This window comes from Qipengyuania gaetbuli (genome assembly GCF_020171365.1).
In the GTDB taxonomy this organism is placed as follows: Bacteria; Pseudomonadota; Alphaproteobacteria; order Sphingomonadales; family Sphingomonadaceae; genus Qipengyuania; species Qipengyuania gaetbuli_B.
In genome coordinates this window covers 1,391,817-1,415,711 of sequence record NZ_JAIUZO010000002.1, presented here as the reverse complement: position 1 = coordinate 1,415,711, position 23,895 = coordinate 1,391,817, and the positions used below count along the sequence as shown (strand labels likewise).

The 23,895-nt window shown below is 65.4% G+C and carries 23 protein-coding genes and 1 tRNA gene; 8 read left to right on the top strand and 16 right to left on the bottom strand.

The window, feature by feature from the left end:
• Window positions 1-194: 194 nt before the first annotated feature.
• From LCL94_RS07590 to LCL94_RS07570, 5 genes are all read left to right on the top strand, one after another.
• Entirely contained in the window at window positions 195-863 is a 669-nt protein-coding gene (locus tag LCL94_RS07590; protein WP_224831674.1) for an energy transducer TonB, read from the top strand.
• Window positions 864-915: 52 nt separating this feature from the next.
• Complete coding sequence (locus LCL94_RS07585; protein WP_224831673.1) at window positions 916-1,692, top strand: MotA/TolQ/ExbB proton channel family protein; 777 nt, start codon at window positions 916-918, stop codon at window positions 1,690-1,692.
• A 78-nt stretch (window positions 1,693-1,770) separates the two neighbouring features.
• The gene (locus LCL94_RS07580) at window positions 1,771-2,301 is read left to right on the top strand and encodes an ExbD/TolR family protein (RefSeq protein ID WP_199800462.1); all 531 of its coding nucleotides are present in this window, start codon (window positions 1,771-1,773) and stop codon (window positions 2,299-2,301) included.
• 37 nt (window positions 2,302-2,338) lie between these two features.
• Window positions 2,339-2,785, top strand: coding sequence for an ExbD/TolR family protein (locus tag LCL94_RS07575; RefSeq protein ID WP_222554855.1), 447 nt, complete (start codon window positions 2,339-2,341; stop codon window positions 2,783-2,785).
• A gap of 134 nt (window positions 2,786-2,919) precedes the next feature.
• On the top strand, window positions 2,920-3,357 hold the full coding sequence (locus tag LCL94_RS07570; RefSeq protein ID WP_224831672.1) for an ExbD/TolR family protein: 438 nt from the start codon (window positions 2,920-2,922) through the stop codon (window positions 3,355-3,357).
• Here LCL94_RS07570 and LCL94_RS07565 read toward each other — a convergent pair.
• From LCL94_RS07565 to LCL94_RS07545, 5 genes are read right to left on the bottom strand one after another with little or no spacing between them, the layout of a single operon-like run.
• Window positions 3,354-5,813: a ligase-associated DNA damage response DEXH box helicase gene (locus LCL94_RS07565; RefSeq protein ID WP_224831671.1), complete on the bottom strand. Its 2,460-nt coding sequence runs from the start codon at window positions 5,811-5,813 to the stop codon at window positions 3,354-3,356. The genes LCL94_RS07570 and LCL94_RS07565 overlap by 4 nt on opposite strands.
• 41 nt (window positions 5,814-5,854) lie before the next feature.
• Complete coding sequence (locus LCL94_RS07560) at window positions 5,855-6,661, bottom strand: DUF2059 domain-containing protein (protein ID WP_224831670.1); 807 nt, start codon at window positions 6,659-6,661, stop codon at window positions 5,855-5,857.
• A 24-nt stretch (window positions 6,662-6,685) separates the two neighbouring features.
• Window positions 6,686-8,089: a phosphoglucomutase/phosphomannomutase PgmG gene (gene pgmG, locus LCL94_RS07555; RefSeq protein ID WP_224831669.1), complete on the bottom strand. Its 1,404-nt coding sequence runs from the start codon at window positions 8,087-8,089 to the stop codon at window positions 6,686-6,688.
• Window positions 8,086-8,388 carry a J domain-containing protein gene (locus LCL94_RS07550; RefSeq protein ID WP_224831668.1) on the bottom strand — a complete coding sequence of 101 codons (303 nt, stop codon included), beginning with the start codon at window positions 8,386-8,388 and terminating at the stop codon, window positions 8,086-8,088. The genes pgmG and LCL94_RS07550 overlap by 4 nt, the downstream gene beginning before the upstream one ends.
• The gene (locus tag LCL94_RS07545; RefSeq protein ID WP_224831667.1) at window positions 8,385-9,197 is read right to left on the bottom strand and encodes a division plane positioning ATPase MipZ; all 813 of its coding nucleotides are present in this window, start codon (window positions 9,195-9,197) and stop codon (window positions 8,385-8,387) included. The genes LCL94_RS07550 and LCL94_RS07545 overlap by 4 nt, the downstream gene beginning before the upstream one ends.
• 86 nt (window positions 9,198-9,283) lie before the next feature.
• Here LCL94_RS07545 and panC point away from each other — a divergent pair, with 86 nt between their 5' ends.
• A complete protein-coding gene (gene panC, locus LCL94_RS07540; protein ID WP_224831666.1) occupies window positions 9,284-10,135 on the top strand; it encodes a pantoate--beta-alanine ligase in 852 nt (283 codons plus the stop codon).
• Window positions 10,136-10,147: 12 nt separating this feature from the next.
• On the opposite strand, the gene LCL94_RS07535 is transcribed toward panC, so the two are convergent.
• The 9 genes from LCL94_RS07535 to pepN all read right to left on the bottom strand — a co-directional run bounded on the left by LCL94_RS07535 (window position 10,148) and on the right by pepN (window position 19,771).
• Window positions 10,148-10,221, bottom strand: a tRNA-Gly gene (locus LCL94_RS07535).
• A gap of 57 nt (window positions 10,222-10,278) precedes the next feature.
• Window positions 10,279-10,914, bottom strand: coding sequence for an OmpA family protein (locus LCL94_RS07530; protein WP_224831665.1), 636 nt, complete (start codon window positions 10,912-10,914; stop codon window positions 10,279-10,281).
• Window positions 10,911-12,770: a cation:proton antiporter gene (locus LCL94_RS07525; protein ID WP_224831664.1), complete on the bottom strand. Its 1,860-nt coding sequence runs from the start codon at window positions 12,768-12,770 to the stop codon at window positions 10,911-10,913. Before LCL94_RS07525 ends, LCL94_RS07530 begins: the two co-directional genes overlap by 4 nt.
• A 94-nt stretch (window positions 12,771-12,864) precedes the next feature.
• Window positions 12,865-13,401 carry an adenine phosphoribosyltransferase gene (locus tag LCL94_RS07520; protein WP_224831663.1) on the bottom strand — a complete coding sequence of 179 codons (537 nt, stop codon included), beginning with the start codon at window positions 13,399-13,401 and terminating at the stop codon, window positions 12,865-12,867.
• 82 nt (window positions 13,402-13,483) lie between these two features.
• Complete coding sequence (locus LCL94_RS07515; RefSeq protein WP_224831662.1) at window positions 13,484-14,335, bottom strand: cytochrome c1; 852 nt, start codon at window positions 14,333-14,335, stop codon at window positions 13,484-13,486.
• A 24-nt stretch (window positions 14,336-14,359) separates the two neighbouring features.
• Window positions 14,360-15,652: a cytochrome b gene (locus LCL94_RS07510; RefSeq protein WP_160608695.1), complete on the bottom strand. Its 1,293-nt coding sequence runs from the start codon at window positions 15,650-15,652 to the stop codon at window positions 14,360-14,362.
• A gap of 23 nt (window positions 15,653-15,675) precedes the next feature.
• A complete protein-coding gene (gene petA, locus LCL94_RS07505; protein ID WP_160608694.1) occupies window positions 15,676-16,248 on the bottom strand; it encodes a ubiquinol-cytochrome c reductase iron-sulfur subunit in 573 nt (190 codons plus the stop codon).
• Between the two features lie 216 nt (window positions 16,249-16,464).
• A complete protein-coding gene (gene pgeF / locus LCL94_RS07500; protein ID WP_224831661.1) occupies window positions 16,465-17,127 on the bottom strand; it encodes a peptidoglycan editing factor PgeF in 663 nt (220 codons plus the stop codon).
• Complete coding sequence (pepN, locus tag LCL94_RS07495; protein WP_224831660.1) at window positions 17,120-19,771, bottom strand: aminopeptidase N; 2,652 nt, start codon at window positions 19,769-19,771, stop codon at window positions 17,120-17,122. The genes pgeF and pepN overlap by 8 nt, the downstream gene beginning before the upstream one ends.
• 149 nt (window positions 19,772-19,920) lie before the next feature.
• Here pepN and LCL94_RS07490 point away from each other — a divergent pair, with 149 nt between their 5' ends.
• The gene (locus LCL94_RS07490) at window positions 19,921-21,165 is read left to right on the top strand and encodes a M48 family metallopeptidase (protein WP_224831659.1); all 1,245 of its coding nucleotides are present in this window, start codon (window positions 19,921-19,923) and stop codon (window positions 21,163-21,165) included.
• Window positions 21,162-21,953, top strand: a complete 792-nt coding sequence (locus LCL94_RS07485) for an SDR family NAD(P)-dependent oxidoreductase (protein WP_224831658.1) — start codon at window positions 21,162-21,164, stop codon at window positions 21,951-21,953. The genes LCL94_RS07490 and LCL94_RS07485 overlap by 4 nt, the downstream gene beginning before the upstream one ends.
• On the opposite strand, the gene LCL94_RS07480 is transcribed toward LCL94_RS07485, so the two are convergent.
• Together LCL94_RS07480 and LCL94_RS07475 are read right to left on the bottom strand one after the other, a co-directional pair.
• Complete coding sequence (locus LCL94_RS07480; protein ID WP_224831657.1) at window positions 21,937-22,878, bottom strand: DMT family transporter; 942 nt, start codon at window positions 22,876-22,878, stop codon at window positions 21,937-21,939. The two genes, LCL94_RS07485 and LCL94_RS07480, sit on opposite strands and share 17 nt — an antisense overlap.
• Entirely contained in the window at window positions 22,875-23,879 is a 1,005-nt protein-coding gene (locus tag LCL94_RS07475; protein ID WP_224831656.1) for a threonine aldolase family protein, read from the bottom strand. Before LCL94_RS07475 ends, LCL94_RS07480 begins: the two co-directional genes overlap by 4 nt.
• Window positions 23,880-23,895 lie beyond the last annotated feature (16 nt).

Sequence of the window (23,895 nt, the reverse complement as noted above, 5' to 3'; positions counted from 1 at the left end):
ACAATATTGCCTGAATGGGTCCACTTGCGGATTTTTTCGGGAACAGCCAAAGGCCTGCACCGTCGTTACCCCTAGGGTAGTGCACGTGTGAAAAATGGAATTCGGCGTCGGGAATACGGTTGAGTAAGCCACCCCCCACGGCGCCAGAACGGCCCGGTGCGAATCGGGCAGACACGATGGAGTGATGCAACCGAATGGCTTATGCTGACCAAGAGATGAGTGGCAATCGCATCGTTGCGATCATCATCGTTGCCCTCATCCACATAGGACTCGGTTACGCACTGATCACCGGCCTGGCACTCGATGTGGCCAAGTCGGTTGTCGAACGCGTGACCACGATCGACGTGGAAGAACCACCGCCGCCGGAGCCCGAGGACGAGCCGCCGCCGCCGGAAGACATTCCCGAAACGGCTCCGCCGCCGCCGGTGGCCCCGCCGCCGCCGATCAATATCGCGGTGACGCCGCCCCCGATCCGTACGCAGACGACGATCCCGCCGCCGGCCCCGCCCGCGGTCCGGATTCCGCCGCCCGCTCCGCCGGCTCCGCCCGCTCCGCCGCCCGTCAACAAGTCGCGTGAAGCGACCCCGAAGGGTCTCAGCGGCTGGGCTGCCCGAATCCAGCGCAACTATCCGCGTCGTGCGGAACGCGATGGCATCGAAGGCAACGTGACCGTCCGCGTCACTGTCGGACCCGACGGCCGCGTCTCGGCCTGTGCGGTCTCGGCTTCGAGCGGCAATGCCGACCTCGACGCTGCAGCCTGCGACGGCATGACCCGTTACGCTCGCTACGATCCGGCGCTGGACCAGAACGGGAACCCGATTCCCGACAGCGACGTGCGTACGATCAGCTACCGTTTGAACTAAGAATCCGCCCGGTCTTGGGCCTGAAAGCAATTACCTAAGAGGATTACTCGCTATGATTATCGAACTTCTTGCCGCGGCGGGCGATGCTGCTCCGCAGACCTCTTTCGGCTTCTGGGAAGCCATGGAACAGGGCGGCTTCGTTGCCTGGTTCATTCTCTCCGTCATGATCATCATGTCGGTGGGTTCGTTCTACATCCTCTTCACCAAGCTGTTCGAACAGCAGAAGGTGATGAACCAGTTCAAGGGCGTGCGTCAGAACTTCTGGCGTGCAACCACCCTCGACGAAGGCGCGAAGAAGCTGGACAAGAACAGCGCATGGCGCCAGCTCGTCGACGATGCCGTCAAGGCTCGCGACAGCCACCACCAGATGGGCGACAGCCTCGAAGCCCACGACTGGCTGCACGGCTCGCTCGCTCGTTCGGAAGCCAGCATCAACGCCAAGCTTGCAGGCGGCCTGCCGTTCCTCGCGACCGTCGGTGCAACCGCACCGTTCGTCGGTCTGCTCGGTACGGTTATCGGTATCTACCGCGCCCTGATCAACATCGGCGCTGCCGGTTCGGCATCGATCGACAAGGTCGCCGGCCCGGTCGGTGAAGCACTGATCATGACCGCCATCGGTCTGCTCGTCGCCGTTCCGGCCGTGTTCGCCTACAACTGGCTGCAGAGCCGTAACCGTCGCATCGCAGAACTGATGACCGGTTTCACCACCGACCTGCTCGCCAACATCAGCTCGGACGGCAAGATCCGCCCGGCAGTGATGACTGCGGCTTCGACCCAGCAGGCTAGCAAGGCTGCCGCTGCTCCGGCCGGCACCACGGTCAAGAAGTAAGCTGGATCGGCGGGGGCCTGACGGTCCCCGCCATTCCCGCAAGCAGTCGATAAGTTTTAGCTACGGACAGGACACAAGATGGCGGTTTCAGTAGGCGGCAGCGCGGAAACGCCGATGTCGGACATCAACACCACCCCGCTCGTGGACGTGATGCTGGTGCTTCTGATCATCTTCCTTATCGCGGTCCCGGTCGCGATCCAGACGATCGAGAAGCTCGAGATCCCGATCTTCGAATCGATCGAATCGAAGGATAAGGTCGAGAACCTGCTCCTGACGGTCAGCACGACCGACGCTGCAGGACGCAGCGCGGGCGAGGCCGGGTTCGAAGGGGCTGCACGCAACGGCGAATGCCGCGTGTACTTCAACAACACCACGCCGGTGACGTCTGAAGAGCTCTACGACCAGGCATTCGAACGCCTCGACCAGATCGTTCAGCGCTACGGTGGACCCGAAGCGATCATGGAAGATCCCGAAGCGATCCCGCAGGTCCACATTCGCGGTGACGTGAATGCTCCCTGGTCGTGCGTCGCAGGGGCGATCTACAACGTGCAGGCGGCCGGTTATCCGACTGTCGGCTTCATCTCGAACCCGGTCGACCCGAACGGCTGACCGGGCCTCGAGCCCGAATTTCTAGGGAGATACCCTCATGGCAATGTCAGGCGGCAAGGATGATGGCGCGCCGATGATGGAAATGAACATGACGCCGCTTATCGACGTCCTGCTCGTTCTCCTCATCATGTTCATCATCACCATCCCGGTGGCGACCCACTCGGTCGACATCGACCTTCCGCAACCGAACCCCAACCCGCCCCCGGTCACGGTGGAGCCGGACAAGAACAAGCTCGTCATCACGCAGGGTGACGAACTGCTCTGGAACGGCGAAGTGATCCAGGAAGGCGATCTGGTGAACCTGCTCGCGCAGTCGCTGACCATCAATCCGGAACCCGAACTGCAGTTCGAACCGGAAGCACTGGCCAGCTACGAAGCTTCGGCCCGCGTGCTGCAGATCATCAAGTCGAGCGGTGTGACCAAGTTCGGCTTCGTCGGTAACGAACGTTACCGCACCTTCGGCAAGGCGGCTTCGGCCCAGTAACGCCGGACAATCGGAACAAGGAAAGGGGGCGGAGCGATCCGCCCCTTTTCTTTTGCCTGCAGAAATTCCGACACCGGCTTGTCCCAACCTAATTCCATGGTATGTTATCCTGTTTCATTAAGAGGAGGAACAGCATGCCTTATCCCTCGCGCACCCTTGCACCGGCCGGTCGTCCCATGGGCGACATGAACATCACGCCGCTGATCGATGTCATGCTTGTTCTGCTGATCATGTTCATCATGGTGATCCCCATCGCCACCCATGCGCTGCAGGTCCCCTTGCCTACGGGCCGCGCGACCGAAGAGATCAGGGACGTCAACGTCGTCACCATCGACGCGCAGGACCGCCTCTACTGGAACGGTGCGGAGCTGGACCAGCAGGACCTCCTCAACCAGCTCGCCGCCGCCGCCGACAAGCCCGAGGAACCGCTGCTGCGCTTCGAGCCGCACGCCTTCGCCAGCTACGAGGCCTCGGCCCGCACCATCGCTCTCATCAAGGACGCCGGTGTTACCCGCTTCGCTTTCGTCGGGAACGAGAAGTATCGCGAATTCGGCAACGAGGCCGCCAACTAGGACAGATCGTCGACCCGCATGGCGGCCCCGGCCAGGCTCTCCGCCTCGAGCAGGAGTTCATCGTCGACCGCCCCCTGCGGCGTCGCCTCGCGCCCGATCATGACCATGACGGGAACGGCCAGCGGGCTGACCCGGTCGAGCTCGACATGGACCAGCTGCTCGGCCGACCGGTCGAGCAGGTTGCCGAGCCGCCCCACGTCGGTCATCCGCGTGCGCGCATCGGCCCAGGCCGCCTCCAGCAGGACATGGTCGGGCTCGTACTTGCGCAGCACGTCGTAGATGAGGTCGGTCGAGAAGGTGACCTGCTTGCCGGTCTTGCGCTTTCCCGGATGCTGGCGTTCGACCAGCCCACCGATCACCGCGACTTCGCGAAAGGCGCGGCGCAGGAGGTGCGAATTCTGCACCCATTCGATGAATTCGTCCTGCAGGATATCGGGCGACAGCAGCGGCGCGGGATCGGTGACGGGCTTGAGTCCCCAGACGGCCAGCGAATAATCGTTGGCGACGAACCCGCCCGGCATCAGGCCCCGGTCCTCCATCCGCCGCGTAATCAGCATGCCGAGGCTCTGGTTCGCGTTCCAGCCCTCGAACGTATAGTAGACGCTGTAATGCCGCTTGGCGTGCGGGAAGCTTTCGACCAGCAGCTGGCCCGGACCCGGCATCCGGCTGCGCCAGTCCTGCACTTCCAGCCATTCGCGCACGTCATCGGGAAAGCGCGCCCAGCCTGCGCGGTCCACCAGCATCTCGCGTACCCGGTCCGCAAGATGGGTCGTCAACGGCATGCGCGCCCCGCCATAGCTCGGGATCATGGCGGACGCCTTGGCGGCCTTCACCACCACCTCCATGTCCTGCAGCTTGACCACTTCGAGGCTCATGCCGGCAAAGGCGAAAGTATCGCCCGGGCTGAGCGAGGCGGCGAAGCGTTCCTCCACCTTGCCGAGGCTGCGGCCGCCCCTGCCGCGCCCGGCGTTGATGCGCACGTCGAGCATTTCGCTGTCGATGATGATCCCGGCGTTCATCCTGTGGCGCTGCGCCTGTTCGGGATGGGTGAGGCGCCACACGCCCTCACGGTCGCGCACGATGCGCTTGAACTTGTCGTAGGCCCGCAGCGCATAGCCTCCGGTGGCGACGAAGGTCAGCACGCGCTGCCACACCTCCTCGTCGACCCAGGCATAGGCGAGGCTGGAGCGGATCTCGGCCAGCAGCGCCTGCTCCTCGAACGGGGCCGCGCAGGCGCAGGCCATCACGTGCTGCGCCAGCACGTCGAGGCCGCCGGGCCGGAAATCCTCTCCGTCGCGCTGGCCCTCGTCCACTGCTTCCTTGGCTGCGGTCGCCTCGAGGAACTCGAAGCGGTTGCCGGGGACCAGCAGGGCCCGGCTGGGCTGGTCGAGCCGGTGGTTCGCACGCCCGATGCGCTGGAGCAGGCGCGAGGAACCCTTGGGCGCGCCCATCTGGACGACGAGGTCGATATCGCCCCAGTCGACCCCGAGATCGAGGCTGGCGGTGGCCACGAGCGCACGCAGTTCGCCCCGCGCCATCGCCCCTTCGACCTTCCGCCGCGCCTCGCGCGAAAGCGAGCCGTGGTGGATACCGATGGGAAGCTTGTCCTCGTTCACGTCCCACAGGTTCTGGAAGATGTATTCGGCCAGGAACCGGGTGTTGGTGAAGACCAGCGTGGTGCGGTTCCTGCGGATCTGTTCGTACAGCTGCGGGATCGCCCAGGTCGCTGCATGGCCGCCCCAGGGCACGCGCTCTTCATCGGGCAGCAGGATTTCGACTTCCGACGGCGCGCCTTCCTCGCCCTCCACCAGCCGCACCGCATCCAGATCGCCCCAGGGAGCAAGCCATTCGCGAAAGGCTTCCGGGCTGGCGACAGTGGCCGACAGGGCTACACGCCGCATGCCGGGCGCGATGGCCTGCAGCCGTGCCAGTGCCAGCGCCAGCAAGTCGCCGCGCTTGCCGGTGGCGAAGGCGTGGACCTCGTCGATGACGATCCGCTTGAGGCCCGCGAACAGCGCGAAGCTGTCGGGGAAGGAGAGCAGCAGCGAAAGGCTTTCCGGCGTCGTCAGCAGCACGTTGGGCGGCTTCTGGCGCTGCCGGCGCTTGCGGTCCGACGGCGTGTCGCCGCTGCGCGTTTCGACCGTGATCGGGAGCCCCATCTCCTCGATCGGGATCAGGAGGTTGCGTTGGACGTCATGGGCAAGCGCCTTCAGCGGCGAGACGTAGAGCGTGTGCAGCCCTTCATGCGGCTTGCCGCCGGCCAGTCGCGATGGCGTGAAATCGGCCAGCGTCGGCAGGAAGCCCGCCAGCGTCTTGCCCGCCCCCGTATCGGCCACCAGCAGGGCATGGTCGCCCGCATCGCTCGCCGCGAGCATTTCGGCCTGGTGGCGGCGCACGCGCCAGCCGCGACCGGCAAACCAGTCTGTGATTTCCGGCGGTATGGACACGTCGCTCACGCTGTCAGAGCGAGCCGGATGGAAGTGCGTTCCCGCGCGCCTCAGAAGGGGTTCTGTTCCGCAGCCGCTTCGGCGGCGACCTGCATCCCAAGTTCGAGCTCTTCTGCGCTCAGCCCGGCAAGGCCCATGATCCGCTCCTTCTGCGCTGCGGTGAGCGTTGCATAGGTGCGCTTGGCGCCGAGTTCGGCGGTGACGGCCGCCATCTTGGCCTCCATCGCGGCGAATTGTTCGAGCATGACCGGCAGGCTGCCCATGGCTGCGCCCATGATGCGCGGGTCATTGGCCAGCTGGTAGGACTTGCGCGCGAAGGTCGCGCCGCTCGGGGTCGAGAAGAAGGCGGAAATGTCGTTCAATTCCGCGACCGAGAAGGTGGCGGCATAGGCCTCGCTCATGCCCTTGCGGATGGCGGGTTCCATCGCCGTCATCAGGTCGACCATGACTTCCTGCATCAGCGCGCCCTCGCGTTCGCGCCGCTCGCGCCAGGCGGGATCGACGATGGCCGCGATCTCGATCACCTGCTCGTCGGTGAGATCGAGCTCGGAAGCGTCGTAGCCGATGTGTTCGGCCAGGTCTGGCGGGGCCTTCTCGGCCAGCTTCATCATCGGGCCGAGCAAACCTTCGAACATCGAGCCCATGACCTCGCCCATGGTCCCTTGCGGCATGAGCTTGTCGACCACGCTGGTGGCCAGCGGCAGGCGGGCCTGCTGTTCGGCGGTCAGCGGCGGCGCGGCGAAGACTTCCGCCATGGCCGCCATCATGTCCGCTTCCTTGGCGGAATTGTCCTGCGCAGCCAGCGGCTGGGCAGCAAAGGCAAGCGGCGCACCCAGCGCCAGGAGCCACCTGGTCATCGAAATTCCCTCTCCGTAAATTCCTTAGTGCCCGACGCTTTCGCCGCGCTCGAGCCCACTGAGGGCCAGCTGTTCGTCGATCTGCGCCATCAGGCGGGCAAGGCCTTCCTCGCTGTCGCTCTCGGCGCGGGCGACGAGCACGTCCTGCGTGTTCGAAGCGCGCAGCAGCCACCAGCCGTCGGGCGTGCTGACGCGTACCCCGTCGGTGCCGTTCACATCGGCATCGGTGCCCGCGAGGCGGTCCTCGACTTCCTTGATGGCAGCGAACTTGCGGCTCTCGTCGACCTGGAAGCGCATCTCCGGCGTATTGACCAGCTGGGGCATGGCGCCGCGCAGTTCGGTGACCGACTTGCCCAGCCGCGCCGAGGCGGCAATCAGGCGGACACCGGCATAGAGCGCGTCGTCGAAACCGTAATATTCGTCGGCGAAAAAGACGTGGCCGCTCATCTCGCCGGCCAGCGGCGAGCCAGTTTCCTTCATTTTGGACTTAATCAGCGAGTGGCCGGTCTTCCACATGAGCGGCTCGCCGCCATGCGAAGTGACATGGTCGAACAGGGCGCGGCTGGCCTTCACATCGGCGATGATCGTCGCGCCGCCCAGCGTTTGCAGCAGGTCTTCGGCGTAGATCATCAGCAGCTGGTCGCCCCAGATCACCCGGCCCTCGCCGTCGATCGCGCCGATGCGGTCGCCGTCGCCGTCGAAAGCGATACCGAAATCGAGGGACTTTGCGGAGACGAGCCTTCGCAAATCCGCAAGGTTCTCCTCGACAGTAGGATCGGGATGATGATTGGGAAACGTGCCGTCGACATCGGTGTAGAGCAGGTGGTGTTCGCCGGGCAGCTGCGCGACCAGCTTTTCGAGCGCCGGACCGGCGGCCCCGTTACCCGCGTCCCAGCCGATCCGCATGTCCGCAAGCGCTTCGCTGTCGATGGCGTCGAGCGCGGTCACCATGCGGTGGACGTATTCGTCGATGATGTCGCGTTTCTCGACCTCGCCTGCACCATCCGTCCACTCGCCCGCAGCCGCACGGCGCCCCAGTTCCTGGATGTCCGCGCCGAAAAACGGGCGGCCCTGGAACACCATCTTGAAGCCGTTGTAATTGGGGGGATTGTGACTGCCGGTTATCTGGATGCCGCCGTGGATGTCGTGATCGCTTGCCTCGGCGTAATATAGCATGGGCGTCGCGCCGAGGCCGATGCGCACGACGTCGCAGCCCGAGGCGGTCAGGCCTTCCACGAGCGCGTGTTCCAGCATGGTCGAGCTGACCCGCCCGTCATAGCCGACCGCGACGCGGCTTCCGCCGGCTTCGCGCAGCATCGAACCGAAGGTGCGCCCGATCGCGCGGGCATCGTCCGCCCCGAGCGTTTCGCCGATGATCCCGCGAATGTCGTATTCGCGCAGGATGGTCGCGTCGAAGGCGTGGCTCATTGGGGAGGCTCCGGATTTTCGTAAGGTAGTTCGTTCAAGAGGAGGTCGCGCGCCGCGTTCAGTTCCTGCATCTGTGCCTTGTCCCCGCCCCTGTCGGGATGAAGCAGGGCGGCCATCTGGCGGTGAGCATCGCGGATTTCGCGGTGGCTCGCCCTGGCCGAGACATTGAGCAGCCGGCGGGCCTTGAAGATCGCCTGTTCGCGGGTGGGAGTGGGCCTCAGATAGTCCCACGGCCACTTGCCCAGTGCCCAGCGGCAGAAGATCGAAAGTGCCGCAGCGATCAGGATGAAACGGGTCATTCGGCTGCCTCTTCCTGCGGTCCTGTCGCGCTGCCGGGAAGCCGCAGCGAGGCGACCAGACCGCGCAATTCCTGTCGCGCGACCAGATGGCTGGTTCCCAGATCGCCCAGATGCCCCTTGTCGAGCAGGGTCAGGCCGGAGGGAAACAGCTCGCGGTAGATCACGCGTTCCGACAGACCCTTGGCCGTGCGGAAGCCGACGCGCTTGGACATTTCCGCCAGCGCCTGTTCGATACGCGCCATGTTGCGCGCCTCGGTGTGGCCGGTGCGGTTACGCACGACGACCCAGTCCATCGGCGGGCGCTGGCGTTCGAGCTGGGCGCGGCCGCGCTTGATGCGCGCCTCCCAGATAAGTTCGGCGTAGAAGGACAGCTTCTTCACCTTGAACGTCTCGCCCTCGACCTGGCCGATGAGGTCGAAATCGACGAAGCTGTCGTTCATCGGCGTGACCAGCGTATCCGCCTGCGTCGCGGCGAAACGGGCCAGCGGATCGTCGCGGCCGGGTGTATCCACGACGACGAAATCGGCCCCCGCCCCCTGCTCTTCCACGAAGGCGCCGAATTCCTGTTCGTCCATGCCCTCGACCGTGTGGCACCGCACTGTCGGCAATTCGATGCCGCGACGCGCAGCGGTCTCCGCGCGGTTCTCGAAATAGCGGCACATGGTCCGCTGGCGGTGGTCGAGATCGAAGGCGACGACGTCCGCCCCGCGATAGGCCAGAGCAACCGCGACATGCACGGCCGTGGTCGATTTTCCCGTGCCGCCCTTTTCGTTGGCGAAGGTAATCCAGTGGGGCGCGGCGGTAGGCACGGTGGGGCTGTTCTCGCAAATGGTTGATGCATCCCCGCGCACGGCGCTAGGGCTTGGCATCGATCCTTATCCAAGGGGATACACAGGTGCAAACAGCCCGTGAACTGGAAGTGTTGAGGAATGAAGTCGCAGCCCTGCGGAGCGGAGGCCGGACCATTGCGCTCGTTCCCACGATGGGCGCGCTGCACGACGGCCATCTGACCCTGATGCGACGCGCGCGCGAAGTGGCGGATCATGTCGTCGCTTCGATCTTCGTCAATCCCCGCCAGTTCGGCGCGGGCGAGGATCTCGACGCTTATCCGCGCCAGCTTGCCCGCGATTCCGAACTTCTGGAAGCGGAAGGCGTGGCCCTGCTGTGGGCGCCGGTGCCCGAGGCCATGTATCCGGCAGGCTATGCCACCAATATCTCGGTCGCCGGGGTGAGCGAGGGCCTGTGCGGCGGAAACCGGCCTGGCCATTTCGACGGTGTCGCCACGGTCGTGTGCAAGCTGTTCAACCAGGTCACGCCCGATATCGCCTTTTTCGGAGAAAAGGACTGGCAGCAGCTCGCCGTCATCCGCCGGATGGCCCGCGATCTCGATCTCACGCTGCCGCATGTCGACAATATCCGCGGCGTGCCGATCGTGCGCGAGGCGGACGGCCTCGCGATGAGCAGCCGCAACGCCTACCTTTCCGACGAGCAGCGCAGCCAGGCGGCCGCCATTCCGCAGGCCATGCGTGAAGCCATCGCGGCGATCGGGGACGGTCAGGCAGTCGAGAGTGCCCTCGCTGCCCTTTCCGCCAAGCTCGTCGAGGCCGGGTTCGACAGTATCGATTATGCAGAAGTGCGCGATGCGGACAGCCTCGTCCCGCTCGATGCAGACAACGGCAACGCGCGCCTGTTCGTCGCGGCGCGGATCGGCGGCACACGGCTGATCGACAACATGGCTGTGGCTTGAAGGCCTGCGGACTGGAGCGGGTAAGGGGAATCGAACCCCTCTAGCTAGCTTGGAAGGCTAGAGCATTACCACTATGCTATACCCGCTCGTGTCCGTCCGGGCGGCCGCGCAAATGCCACCGGGACATGCCTGCCGTCAACAGGTCATTCGCTGGCGACTTGCGATTGCGCGCGCTCTTCTTCCTGCTCCTTGGTGATCGTCTCGATCAGCGTCGGTTCGCGCGCGTCGTCCTCTTCCAATCTGGTGGTCTCGATGGTGATTTCCACCCTGCGATTGGCTGCGCGCCCGACTTCGTTGGGCTGGCCATCGGGCAGCGCATTGGGTTCCATCGGGTTCTGTTCGCCGAAAGCGATGACCTTGATCCGGCTTTCGGCGACGCCATTCTCGACGAGGAAAGCCTGCACCGCCTCGGCCCGCTTGAGCGAAGCAGCAAGGTTGGCTGCATCCGTGCCGCCCGAATCGGAATGACCGCGCAGCACGATGCGGCCGCCCTGGCCCATCTGCGGGGAATCGAGCACCGTCGCCAGTTCCGCCAGCGCCGCCTCGGTCAGCTCCGCCGTCCCGTCGGGAAAGCCCAGCGTGGTGACGAGCGGCGGCAACACCGCTTCGGGCGCCTCCGAGCCCTTGGGACCTGCGCCCTCCTTGTCGAAGATCGAGCGCGGCCCGTCGGTCGGCGTCGCATCCGGATCGGGCGCGTCCCCGCTGCCGCAGGCGGAAAGGCCTGCGACGGCGACGGCCAGCGCGATGGTGGGGATCCATGTCCTCGGTGGGCGGGTCATGCTGTCTGGGTTCCCTGTTTCTTGCCCGGCTTCCGGCGGGCCGCATTGTCTTCCGCAGTGCGGGGTTGCGGCGGGAGGAAGCTCAGGATCGTGTCGCCCGCGCGCGGTTCGGGCCGCGCGGCGTGCGTGAAGAAGCGGATGGTGCCGTCGCGGCGGATCAGCAGCAGCATGTTGGCCGCATCGGGCAGGCGCTCGCGCGCATCCTCGAAATCGAATTCGTCCGACAGCTTGGTCTTGCGGAAGACCCATCCCTGGCGCTGGCGCTCGGACACGTCTTCCACGCCGAAGCCGGATTCGAACAGGGCGCGCCCGCGCAGGCTCTCGGGCAGCGCATGACGGTCGCCGCTTTGCGCCGCCTCGCCCAGCTGGAACACCTTGTCGCGGCCGATTTCGTGAGCGAATTCGTTGCACACGAGCGCGTTGTAGGCCTCGTTCTCGGTCGCAGCGACCAAGTTCTGGTAAGGCGCGAGCTCGAGATTGTGCTCGGTCGCCTCGTTGAGGATTTCGCCATGGTAAAAGGGAATGCCCTTCTGCCGCGCGAGCGCGAGGCGCTGCCAGCTGGCATCGACGATGATGACCGGCGCCTTCATGTCGCGCACCTGTTCTGCCAGCGCGATGGTCCAGGGCGTGCTGCCGACGATCAGGATGCCGGGCCGGGTGGCGCCCTTCACATTGAGCAGCCTGGCGACGAGGTTCACGGTGAAGCCGTGCGCCACGATGGTCACGACGACCACGGAGAAGCTCAGGCCGATGAGCAGGTTCGCGTCCTTGAAGGCGAGCGGCGGTTCGGCAAGCCGCAGCGCGAACAGGCCCGAGATGGCGACCAGCACGATGCCGCGCGGGGCGATCCACGAGAGGAACAGGCGCTCGTTCCACGGGATATTCGTGCCGAGTAGGCTGATGAGGATGGTTGCCGGTCGAACCACGAACAGCAGGGCGAGCAGGAAGGCCACGATCGGCCAGTTGAGCAGCCTGATGTCCTCGAAACTGAGCGAGGCCGAGAGCAGAATGAAGATGCCCGACACCAGCAGGATCGCGATGTTTTCCTTGAACGGATGGATCGAACGCAGGCTGGAGACATGCATATTGGCCAACGCCACGCCCATGACGGTCACCGCGACGAGGCCTGCCTCGTGCTCGATCAGGTTCGAGATCACGAAGACGCCGATCACTGCGGTCAGCAGTACCGGGACCTTGAGGTATTCGGGCACCGCACCGCGCGGGAAGGACCAGGCGATGGCAAGCGCGGCGACATAGCCGATGATGCCGGCGATGATGGCCGCGATGATGAGCGGCGGTACCACCTCGAACAGCGTGGCGTTCGGCTGTTCGGCTACCTTGCGGAAATATTCGAAGGCAATGACCGCACACAATGCGCCGGTCGGATCGTTGACGATTGCTTCCCACTTGAGGATCGAGGCGGGGCGCGACTTGACCGAGCTCTGCCGCAGCAGCGGGATCACGACGGTCGGGCCGGTCACGACGAGGATACCGCCGAACAGGATCGCCACTTCGGGCGCGAGGCCGGCGATGTAGATGCCTGCCAGCGAGCCGAACAGCCAGCCCAGCACCACCCCGACGGTTGCAAGACGCATGACCGCGCTGCCGGTGTGGCGAAGCTCGCGGAAATCGAGGCTCAGCCCGCCTTCGAACAGGATCAGCGCAACGCCGACGGCGACCATGGGTTCGAGCAGTTCGCCGAACGCGTGTTCGGGGTCGAAGACGCCCAGCACCGGTCCTGCAAGGAAGCCGGCGGCGAGCATGAGGACGATGGCCGGCCACCCGGTCCGCCACGCAAGCCATTGCGCGCCGATCCCGAGAATGCCCACCAAGGCTATGACAAGTGTCTGTTCCATGCCCCTCGCACTGACTGCCGACGCCCCCGCGGCACGTCACGCAGCCTCAATGCCCGAAACGCCCGATATATCCAAGTTTTCGCGGGACTTCCGGCTACTCGCCTTCAAATTCCATTAGCGAGCGCACCTGCACGCCGCAGGCCTCGAGACGCTTGGCCCCGCCGAGATCGGGCAGGTCGATGACGAACGCCGCAACGGGCACGCTGGCACCGGCCTTGCGGAGAAGTTCTGCCGCCGCGCAAGCCGTGCCGCCGGTCGCGAGCAGGTCGTCGACGATCGCGACCTGCTGGCCTGCCGCGACCGAGGTCGGGTCCATCTCCAGTCGATCGGCGCCGTATTCCAGCGCGTAGTCGACGCCGATGGTCGCGATCGGCAGCTTGCCGGGTTTGCGGATCGGGATGAAGGGCATGCCGAGCGCGGCCGCACTCGCCGCGCCGAAAATGAACCCGCGTGCTTCCATGCCGGCAATCGCCTGCGCTCCGGAATCGGCAACCCGTTCGACCAGCCAGTCCACGCTGGCCCGGAAGCCCTCGCCATTCCCGATCAGCGTGGTGATGTCGCGGAACTGGATGCCGGACTTGGGAAAGTCCGGAACGGTCCGCACGAGTGCCTTGAGCTCGGCCGGGGTCATCGAAACGCTACTCCTGAAATGCAGAGCGCCCCTCGCATCGCTGGGATGGAGGGGCGCCCTGTTATCGTGATCGAAGCGGGGATCAGTCTTTCCGCGGCTTTACCGCAGCCCAGATCTGCTTCTTCGACATGTAAGCGAGGATCGTCGCGAACAGCAGGAAGATCAGTACCGGCCAGCCGGTCTGCTTGCGCTTCACCAGCGTCGGTTCTGCCGTCCAGGTGAGGAAGGCGGCGACGTCTTCCGACATCTGCTTCACCGTCGCCTCGGTGCCGTCGTCATAGGTGACCTGGCCGTCGGTGGTGATCGGCGGGGCCATGGCGAGGTTGAGGTTCGGGAAATAGATGTTGTGGTGGAGGCCCGGCGACGGAGCCGCTTCGGGATGTTCTGCCAGCAGTTCCGCGCTCGGCTCCTGGTAACCCTGGAGCAGCGAGGCGACGTAGTTCGTGCCGTCGCCGCGTGCCTTGGTGATCAGCGAGAGATCCGGCGGGATCGCGTTGCCGTTGGCAGCGGCCGCGGCAACCGCGTTCGGATAGGGCGACGGGAAGTAATCGGTCGGCAGGCCAGGACGCATGTTGGCTTCACCGGTTTGCGGATCGATGCCCGGAACCTGCTTGGAAGCGGCGAACGCCTTCACCTGGCCTTCGGAATAGCCCAGGTCCTCGAGGTTGCGGAAGGCAACGAACTTGAGGCTGTGGCAGGCCGCACAGACTTCGCTGTAGACCTTGAGGCCGCGCTGCAGCTGCGCCTTGTCCCAGGTGCCGAAGGGGCCGTCGAACGAATAGTCGACGTCCATCGGCTTGGAATAGGGCAGGTGTCCCTGCGCTTCTTCGGTGGCGGCGTTATAGGCGCCGATCACGAAGGCGAAGAGAGCAACGAAGGCGAAGCCGAGGCCGACGAGAATGGCGACGAGGCGGACGCTGAGGAGTTTGGTCATGACCTGGTATCTTTCTCGTATCGCTTAGACGGCCGGCGTCGTGTTTTCGCCGAGCACGGCCTTCTTGTCCGAACCCAGCACCGCTTCGGTGATCGAATAGGGCAGCGGTTCGGGCTTCTCCACGCTGCTGACGATCGGCAGGATCACCAGGAAGTGGAGGAAGTAGTAGGCCGTGGCGATCTGGCTGAGCATCACGTAGGGCTCTTCAGCCGGAGCGCCGCCGCAGATGAACAGGACGATCATCGCCGGGATCAGGCCGAACCAGAAGAACTTGCGGAACATCGGGCGGTAGTGGCCGCTGCGCACCGGCGACTTGTCGAGCCAGGGCAGGAAGAACCACAGCAGGATGGCGCTGAACATGGCGATCACGCCCCACAGCTTGGCCGGCAGGATGAAGTCCACCGTGAAAGCGCGCAGGATCGCGTAGAACGGCCAGAAGTACCATTCCGGAACGATGTGCGCCGGGGTCGAGAGCGGGTTCGCCTCGATGTAGTTGTCCGGGTGGCCAAGTGCGTTGGGCAGGAAGAAGACCAGCGCGAAATAGGCCAACAGGGCGATGCCGAGGCCGAAGCCGTCCTTCGCCGTGTAGTACGGGTGGAAGGGAACGGTGTCGCTTTCGCTCTTCACTTCGACGCCGGTCGGGTTCGACGAACCCGGGATGTGCAGCGCCCAGATGTGCAGGATCACGACGCCCAGGATCACGAAGGGCAGCAGGAAGTGCAGCGAGAAGAAGCGGTTCAGTGCGGCGTTGTCGGGGGCGAAGCCGCCGAGCAGCCAGATCTGGATCGGCTCGCCGACCAGCGGGATGGCGCCGAACAGGCCGGTGATGACCTTCGCGCCCCAGAAGCTCATCTGGCCCCAGGGAAGGACGTAACCCATGAAGGCGGTCGCCATCATGAGCAGGAAGATCACGACGCCCAGCAGCCAGATCATCTCGCGCGGGGCCTTGTACGAGGAGTAGAAAAGGCCGCGGAAGATGTGGATGTAGACGACGATGAAGAAGAAGCTGGCGCCGTTGGCGTGCGCATAGCGCATCAGCCAACCCCAGTTGACGTTGCGCATGATGTGCTCGGTCGTCGCGAAGGCGACCTGCGCGTTCGCCGCATAGTGCATGGCGAGCACGATGCCGGTGACGATCTGCACCATGAGGAACACACCGGCGAGCACGCCGAAGTTCCAGAAATAGGACAGGTTGCGCGGAACCGGGTAGCCGGCACCGACAGCGTTATAGACGAGGCGCGGAAGCGGCAGCTTCTCGTCGAGGAAGCGGGTGAAGCCGTTGCTCGGCTGGTATTCGCGTGCCCAGGGAAAGCTCATGATCTTGTCTCTCGTCTCTTAGCTCAGCCGACCTGGATGACCGTGTCCGAGGTGAACTCGTATTCCGGCACTTCGAGGTTGGTCGGTGCCGGGCCTTTGCGGATGCGGCCGGCCGTATCGTAGTGCGAACCGTGGCAGGGGCAGAAATAGCCGCCGAACTCGCCCTTCACCTCGCCTTCGGCGGCGCCCAGCGGCACGCAGCCGAGGTGGGTGCAAACGCCCATGGTGACGAGCATGTCATTGTGGCCTTCCTTGGTCCGCTCTTCCAGCGTCTGAGGGTCGCGCATTGCCGACAGCGGGGCCGAGTTGGCTTCGGCGACTTCCGCCGGAGTGAGGCGGCGCACGAACAGCGGCTGCTTGCGGAACACGGCCTTGATCGCCTGCCCCGGCTGGATCGCCGAAACGTCGACTTCGGTCGTGCTGGCAGCAAGGACGTCCTTGGAGGGCGCCATCTGGCTCACCAGCGGGTAGACGACCGCGAGGCCGCCGACGCCGGCTGCGCCGATTGCTGCCACGTCGAGGAAGTCGCGACGGCGGATGCCGTCCTCGGTCGTGGTCACTGTTTCGTTGGAAGCGGTTGCAGTCGTGTCTGCCATCAGCGCGTTGCCTTGCCTGCCTTACATGTCACACGCCCAGGACGGGCGTTCGACCAAAAGAATTGCGATCCGTTTGCCGGAGATTCCGGTGTGGCTTCGGCGTGCCGAAAAAGCCTGCGCGAAAGCCCCCGGTGTCCCGGTTTGGTCCGGGCCTCTAGCCTTATTGCGCCTCCTTGCCAACCGCCATTTTGGCGACGGGCGTTCGCAAACATGCAACTATCCACGAAGCCCGATAACGCTGAGCTGGCGCCCCTCGGTGGGCTCCTGCCGGTGCGTGGCGCGGCGATAGGAATAAAACCGCGCAGGCTCGGCATAGGTATCGAGCGCGAGATCGTCGATTCGCCCGACGCCTGCCCTGCCGAGCCGGTGCGCGACATAGGCGGGCAGGTCGAATTGCAGGCGATCTCCCTGCCCGCTTTCGAAGAATCGCCCGTCCTCCGCCTCGAACTGGTCGCGGAAGCCGCTGTCCACCTCGTAGCTTGCCTGCGCGATGGTCGGGCCGATGGCGGCCTCGATCCGCGATGCGGAGGCGCCAAGCGATTCCATCGCCTCGATCGTGTTCTCCAGCACGCCGCCGCGTGCGCCGCGCCAACCGGCATGCGCCGCGCCGACCACCCCGGCCTCGCGGTCGGCAAGGAGGACCGGCGCGCAATCGGCCGTGACGATGCCCAGCAGGAGGCCCTGCCTGTCCGTCACCAGCGCATCGCCCTCGCGCGGCTCGCTCGGCAGTTCGCGCAGCTTGATCGCATCTGCGGAATGGACCTGGACCAGCTTGCACAGGGGCGCGCCGGGCAGGACATCCTCGGAGGTCAGGCCGCCGCGCGTCGAGAAGCCGTGCGGCACACCTTCGAGCAGCGGGGAACGGATGATCTCAGCCAAGGGAGCGGGTCACCTGCTCGAACGTATCGCGCGACAGCTTGGGCGCTTCCGCGATCCGTTCCAGCTGTTCGCGCATCATCGCCGCGCGGCCCGGTTCGATCCTGCGCCAGCGGCCAAGCGGCGGCACGAAGCGCGCTGCGGTCTGGGCATTGATCGGGTCGAGCGCGAGGATCAAGTCGCCGATCATGCGATAGCCTTCGCCGTCGGCGGCATGGAAGCCGTGCGGATTGGCGGCAAAGGCCATGTAGAGCGAGCGCACGCGGTTGGGATTGCGCAAGGTGAAGTCGGGATGGCCCGCCAGCGCCTTCACATGCTCCACCACGTCGGGGTGCAGCGAGGAGGCCTGCAGCGCGAACCATTTGTCGACCACCAGCGCATTGCCGCGATAGCGGTTGTAGAAGTCGAGCAGCTTGTTCGTCCGCTCCACCCCTTCGAGGCCGGTCAGCACCATCAGCGCGCCCTGCCGGTCGGTCATGTTGTCGGCGCGCTCGTACTGGTAGGCGGCCAGTTCGGCGGCCTTCGCTGGATCGCTCGCGGCGGCATAGGCTAGCACCAGCGTCTTGACCTTGCGCGCACCCTTGGCCTCGGCCTCGAGCGAGAAGGGGATTTTCTCCGCGCGGTCGTAGAGCGCGTGCATTTCTGCCGAGAGCCTGCTGCCCAACTCCGCCTTCAGCGCCTCGCGCTCGGCATGGATGCGGCCCGGGTCGGAGACGTCCATCTGCTCTGCAATGTAGGTCTGGCTCGGCATGGTCATCAGTTCGCCGCGCATCAAATCGTCGAGCTTCGCGTCGGTCAGGATCGCGCGCATCGCCTCGGCGATATCCTCGCGCCCGCCCTTGCGCTCATCCTCCGACAGCGTCCCGCCGACCGCGGCTACGAGATGGCCGACCATCAGGTCCTGCATCGCCTCGTAGCGGGCGAAGGGATCGTCGTCGCGCGCGGCGAGGAACACGAGCTCCTCGCGCGGGACGCTCCGCTCCACCGTGACGGGCGCGGAGAAACCGCGGTTGATCGAGAGCACCGGCTTTTCGGCAAAGCCCTTGAAGCGGTATTCGGCGCTCGCCTTGTCCAGTACGACCAGTTGCTCGCCCGAATGCCGTCCGCTGGCCCGGTCGAACAGGGCAAGTTTGAGCGGGATGGGCATGGGCTGCTTGAGCGGCTGGCCGGGCGTTTCCGGCACGGTCTGGCCGAGCTTCAGCACCGCCTCGTCTCCTTCGTGCGACAGGTCGACGGTCACTTTCGGTGTGCCGGCCTGCGAATACCACAGGCGGAACTGCGTGAGGTCGAGCCCCGCACCGTCCTCGATCGACTTGACGAAATCCTCGCAGGTCGCGGCCTCGCCATCGTGGCGCTCGAAATAGAGGTCGGTGCCCTGACGGAACCGTTCCTCGCCCGCCATGGTGCGCATCATGCGGATGACCTCGGCGCCTTTGTTGTAGACCGTCGCAGTGTAGAAATTGCTGATCTCGCGGTAGCTGTCGGGCCGGATCGGATGCGCCAGCGGGCCGCTGTCCTCGGGGAACTGGGCGCTGCGCAGGATGCGCACGTCCTCGATCCGCTTGACCGGGGCCGAGCCCATGTCCTGGCTGAACAACTGGTCGCGCAGGACCGTGAAGCCCTCCTTGAGCGAGAGCTGGAACCAGTCACGGCAGGTGATGCGGTTGCCCGACCAGTTGTGGAAGTATTCGTGCCCGATCACGCCTTCGACGGCGTCGAAATCGCCGTCCGTCGCGGTGTCGGGGTCGGCAAGCACGTATTTCGTGTTGAAGACGTTGAGGCCCTTGTTCTCCATCGCCCCCATGTTGAAATCGCTCACCGCGACGATGTTGAACAGGTCGAGGTCGTATTCGCGCCCGAAGGCTTCCTCGTCCCATTTCATCGAGCGCTTGAGGCTGTCCATGGCGTGCTGCGTGCGTTCGAGATCGCCTTCGCGGACCCACACGTTCAGTTCGACCTCGCGGCCGTTCATGGTGGTGAAGCTGTCGGTGTTGGCGACGAGGTCGCCCGCCACCAGCGCGAAGAGGTAGGACGGCTTGGGCCACGGGTCGTGCCATTCGGCCCAATGGCCCTCGCCTTCCTCGCCCGTCGCCACGCGGTTGCCGTTGCACAGCAGGATCGGAAACTGCGCCTTCGGTCCGCTCATGCGGACGGTATAGGTCGACAGCACATCGGGCCGGTCGGGGAAGAAGGTTATGCGGCGGAAGCCTTCGGATTCGCACTGGGTGCAGAGCATGCCGTTCGAGGCATAGAGGCCCATGAGCTGCGAGTTCGACGCCGGATCGATCTCGGTCTCGATGGCGATCTCGTGCGCATCGCCCGGCAGGGTCAGCACCAGGTCGTCGCCATCCATGGTGAAGGCGCTGGTCGGCTCGCCGTCGACCTTGACGCTGGTCGCGGTGATGCCGTCGCCGTTCAGGCGAATGGTCGGCGACTTGTCGGCCTTTGCATTGCGCACCACCGTCAGGCGCGAGCGGACGCGCGTGCAGTCGAGGCCGAGTTCGAAATCGATCCGGGTTTCCGGCACCAGCCACGCGAAGGGCCGGTAATCCTCGCGCCGGATCTCGGGCGGATCGTGCGGCTGCATCGCCGCATCGGCCATCTCGATATTGCCGTCGGGGTTCGAGGGGGTGCGGGCGATATCCATGGTTTTCCTGATAAATGCTGGGGTCGGGTGCTCTGTGTCACCCAAACCAACGCCCGTCGAGGGCTTGCGTTCACTCGTCGGACCGCAAGCGCGGTGCGATTGACAGATTCGCCGCGCTCCCGCAGCCAGCGCGCAGGAGGGAATTTGCCATGCTAGACCTGCTTGCGACGGCAGCGGGCGGTTTCGATGTCGAAACCGCGACGCGCGCCTATCTCGATACCTTGCAGGGCCCGGCCCGCGCACAGTCGGACGCCTATTTCGAAGGCGGCTACTGGCTGATCCTGTGGGGCGCGCTGGCGAGCATCCTGGCCGACTGGCTGCTGCTGCGCTTCCGCCTGGCGGCAGCCTTCCGCAACATCGGCGAGCGGGTGAGCAAGCGCCGCTGGGCGGTCACCGGCATCACTGCCCTGCTCTACTCGATCGTGGCGCCGATACTGCTGCTCCCATGGACGATCTACACGGAGTTCTTCCGCGAGAAGCAGTACGGCCTGATGTCGCAGGATTTCGGCACATGGGCAGGCGAACAGCTGATGGGGCTCGCCATCGAACTCGTCATCGCGCCGCTCCTGATCATCGCGATCTATGCGCTGATCCGGCGCGCGCCGAAGAGCTGGTGGCTGTGGGCGACCGGCGTCATCGGGGCGTTCATGCTGGTCGGCATGGTGCTGGCGCCGGTGTTCGTCTCGCCGCTGTTCAACACCTACGAGGAAATGGAACAGGGCCCGCTGCGCGACAGGATCGAGGCGGTGGCCGCGAAGTACGACATCCCGGCCGAGCACATTTACGTCTTCGACCAGTCGAAACAGCACAAGCGTATTTCAGCCAACGTTTCCGGCCTCGGCCCGACGATCCGCATCTCGCTCAACGACAACCTGCTCGAACGTACCAGCGAGGAGGAAATCCTTGCCGTGATGGGTCACGAGATGGGCCACTACAAGCTCGACCATGTCTGGTGGATCGTCGGCATCTACCTCGCGATCTTCGGCACCGGCCTGTTCACGATCAGCCGCGTCGCACCCAGGCTGATCGCGCGGCACGGCCAGAAATGGGATGTGCGCGACATCACCGACCCGGCTTCGCTGCCGGTCCTGACGATCCTGTTTTCCGCGTGGATGCTGGTGATGACCCCGGCGACCAATTCGCTCGTCCGCTGGGCGGAAAGCGGGGCCGATGCCTTCGGCCTCGATGCCGCGCAGGAGCCCGACGGTTTCGCCAAGGTCGCCATGCGCCTGTCCGAATATCGCAAGATCGAACCGGGTCCGATCGAGGAAATGCTGTTCTTCGACCACCCGAGCGGCGCAACCCGCGTGCGGATGGCGATGCAGTGGAAGGCCGACCACATGGCCGATCCGCAGGTCGTCATTCCCGAGGAGGGCTATCTCGACGCCAAATGAGCCGGCTTCTCATCTTCGGCCTTGGCTACACCGCCTCACGCATCGCCGACGCGCTGCGCGGGCGCGGCTGGGAGGTGCAGGCAACGGGCAGCGCGGGCGATTTTGCCTTCAAGGACCGGGATGCAGTTGCACGCGCGCTGGAGACGGCTTCTCACGTCCTCTCTTCCGTGCCGCCCGACCGCGAGACCGGCCTCGACCCGGTGCTGAGCACGTACCGGAAGCAAATGGGCCGGGCCTGGTATAGCTACCTGTCCTCGACCGGGGTCTATGGCGATGCGCAGGGCGCGTGGGTCGACGAAAACGCGCCGACCGGCGAGGGTCGCAGGACAGCCCGCAGTGAGGCGGACGCACTATGGCTCCGGCTGGGCGCCCGCGTGTTCCGCCTGCCCGGCATCTACGGTCCGGGCCGCAGCGCGCTCGACCGCGTGCGTGCGGGCAAGGCCCACAGGATCGACTTGCCGGAACAGGTCTTCAGCCGGGTGCATGTCGACGATATCGTTGCGGGCGTTGTCGCCGCAATCGAGAGCGATGCGCCGGAGGGTGCCTACAACCTTTCCGACGACCTGCCGACCAGCCAGAATGCCGTGATCGAGGAGGCCTGCCGCTTACTCGGCCAAGAGCCGCCACCGCTTCAATCGATGGAAGAAGCCGACCTCTCGCCCATGGCGCGCGGCTTCTATGCGGAGAACCGGCGCGTGGCCAACGGCAAGGCGAAGCGGGTGCTCGGCTGGGAGCCGCTCTACCCGACCTACCGTGAAGGGCTCGCGGCGATCAGGGCTCGGGAGTAGCGCGGCGCGGCGGCGCAGCGCGGGTGCGCATGGCAACAACCATTCCGGCGAGCGTGATGGCGGCGCCGGCTGCGGGCAGCCAGTCCCACTGGAACCCTTCGAACAGGGTCGAGAGGATCATCGCCACCACCGGCACCACGACCGAACTGTAGGCTGCCTGCCCTGCCCCGACCTTGCGCACGAGGCCGTAGTAGAGCGGGAAGGTAACGACCGACCCCATCAGGCCGAGATAAAGGATGCCGAGGGCGTATTCGGGCCGCGGATCGAATTGCGGCGGGCCCTGCGTCACCAGCGCGAAAACCGAATTGATCGCCACGCCGCACAGCATTGCCCAGGCGAGCAGCGTGAGCAGCGGGATGCGTTTCGCCCCCTCAGTCGCCTGCACGATATTGGCGACGCTGGCGGACAGGATCCCGCCCAGTGTCAGCGCCGCACCGAGCAGCACTTCGCCCAGCGTTGCAGGGGAAGCGCGATATTCATGCGCGAACAGCATGGCGACGCCGACCGCTGCGATGCCCGACCCGATCACGAACTCGCGCCGGATCGGCTGGCCCAGAACGAAGCGGCCGAGCACGGCATTGGGCACGACCAGCAGCGCGAACATCACCGCCACGAGGCCGGAGGTGATGTAATGTTCCGCATTGTAGACGAAGCTGAAATTGAGCGAGAACTGGAACAGGCCCAGCGCCAGCACCCAAACCCACCCTTCGCGCGGCAGGGCCAGCGGCTCGCCGCGCATCCTGGCGAGGATGAACATCCCCGCAGCGGCGACGATGAAGCGGTAGGCGATCGACCAGCTTGGCGGGACCGAGGATATCTGGTCGCGGATCACCAGCCAGGTGCCGCCCCAGATCACGCTCACCAGCAGGAAGGCCGCGAGGTTGCGCGGGGAGAGCAGGCTCTCGTCGCCCGATGCTGCGCTCATAGAGAGCCGATCGCTGTCGCCAGCGCGCGGGCGTCTTCCTCGCGCGTGTTCCACGCAGTTACGAAGCGCGCTGCGTCGTCGCCCCAGTCGTAGAAGGCAAAGCCCTTGGCGCGCAGCGCCTCGCGCTCGGCGGCAGTGCAATTCACGAACAGCTCGTTCGCCTCGACCGGGTGCATCAGCCGGTCGCTGCAGGCACCGGAGATTTCCTGCGCCGCATCATTCGCCGCGCGGGCATTGGCGAGCCACAGATCGCCTTCCAGCATGGCGTGGATCTGGGCTGCAAGGTAGCGGCCCTTGCTCTGCAAATGGCCCGCGCGCTTGCGGCGATAGCGCGCGACATCGGCCAGCGAGGCGTCGAAGAAGACGATCGCTTCCGCGCTCATCCCGCCGTTCTTCACGAAGCCGAAGCTCAGCGCATCGACATCGCCTGCCACCTCTGCGGCAGGAAGTCCGAGGAAGGCCGCCGCATTGCCGAATCGCGCACCGTCCATGTGAAGGCCGAGCCCGCGCTCGCGTGCCAGCGCGGAAACCTGCGCGAGCTCGTCGGGCCGGTAGCTGCGACCATATTCGCTCGCCTGCGTGATCGAGATCGCATGGGGCTGGACCTGGTGGACGTCGTCGCGGATCGGGTCGATTACCGCGCGGATTGCATCGGGCGTCAGCTTGGCGCCCTCGCCCTGCCCCAGCAGCAGCTTGGCACCGTGCAGATAGAAGCCGGGTGCGCCGCCTTCGTCCACCTCGATATGCGCCTCCTCGTGGCAGACCACGCCGCCATGCGGCTGGGCCATGGTGGCAAGCGCAAGGCAGTTGGCCGCGGTTCCCGTCGCCACCCACAGCGCAGCACACTCGCGGCCGAACAGGGCGGAAAACTTCTCGTCCAGCGCCGCGCTGACGGCATCGCCGTCGTACGGCGAATCGGGCGCATCGGCCGCCTGCATGGCCTCCCAGACCCTGGGATGGACGCGGGCGGCATTGTCGGAAAGAAAGAGGGCCTGGCTCATGTCAGGAACGCCACTA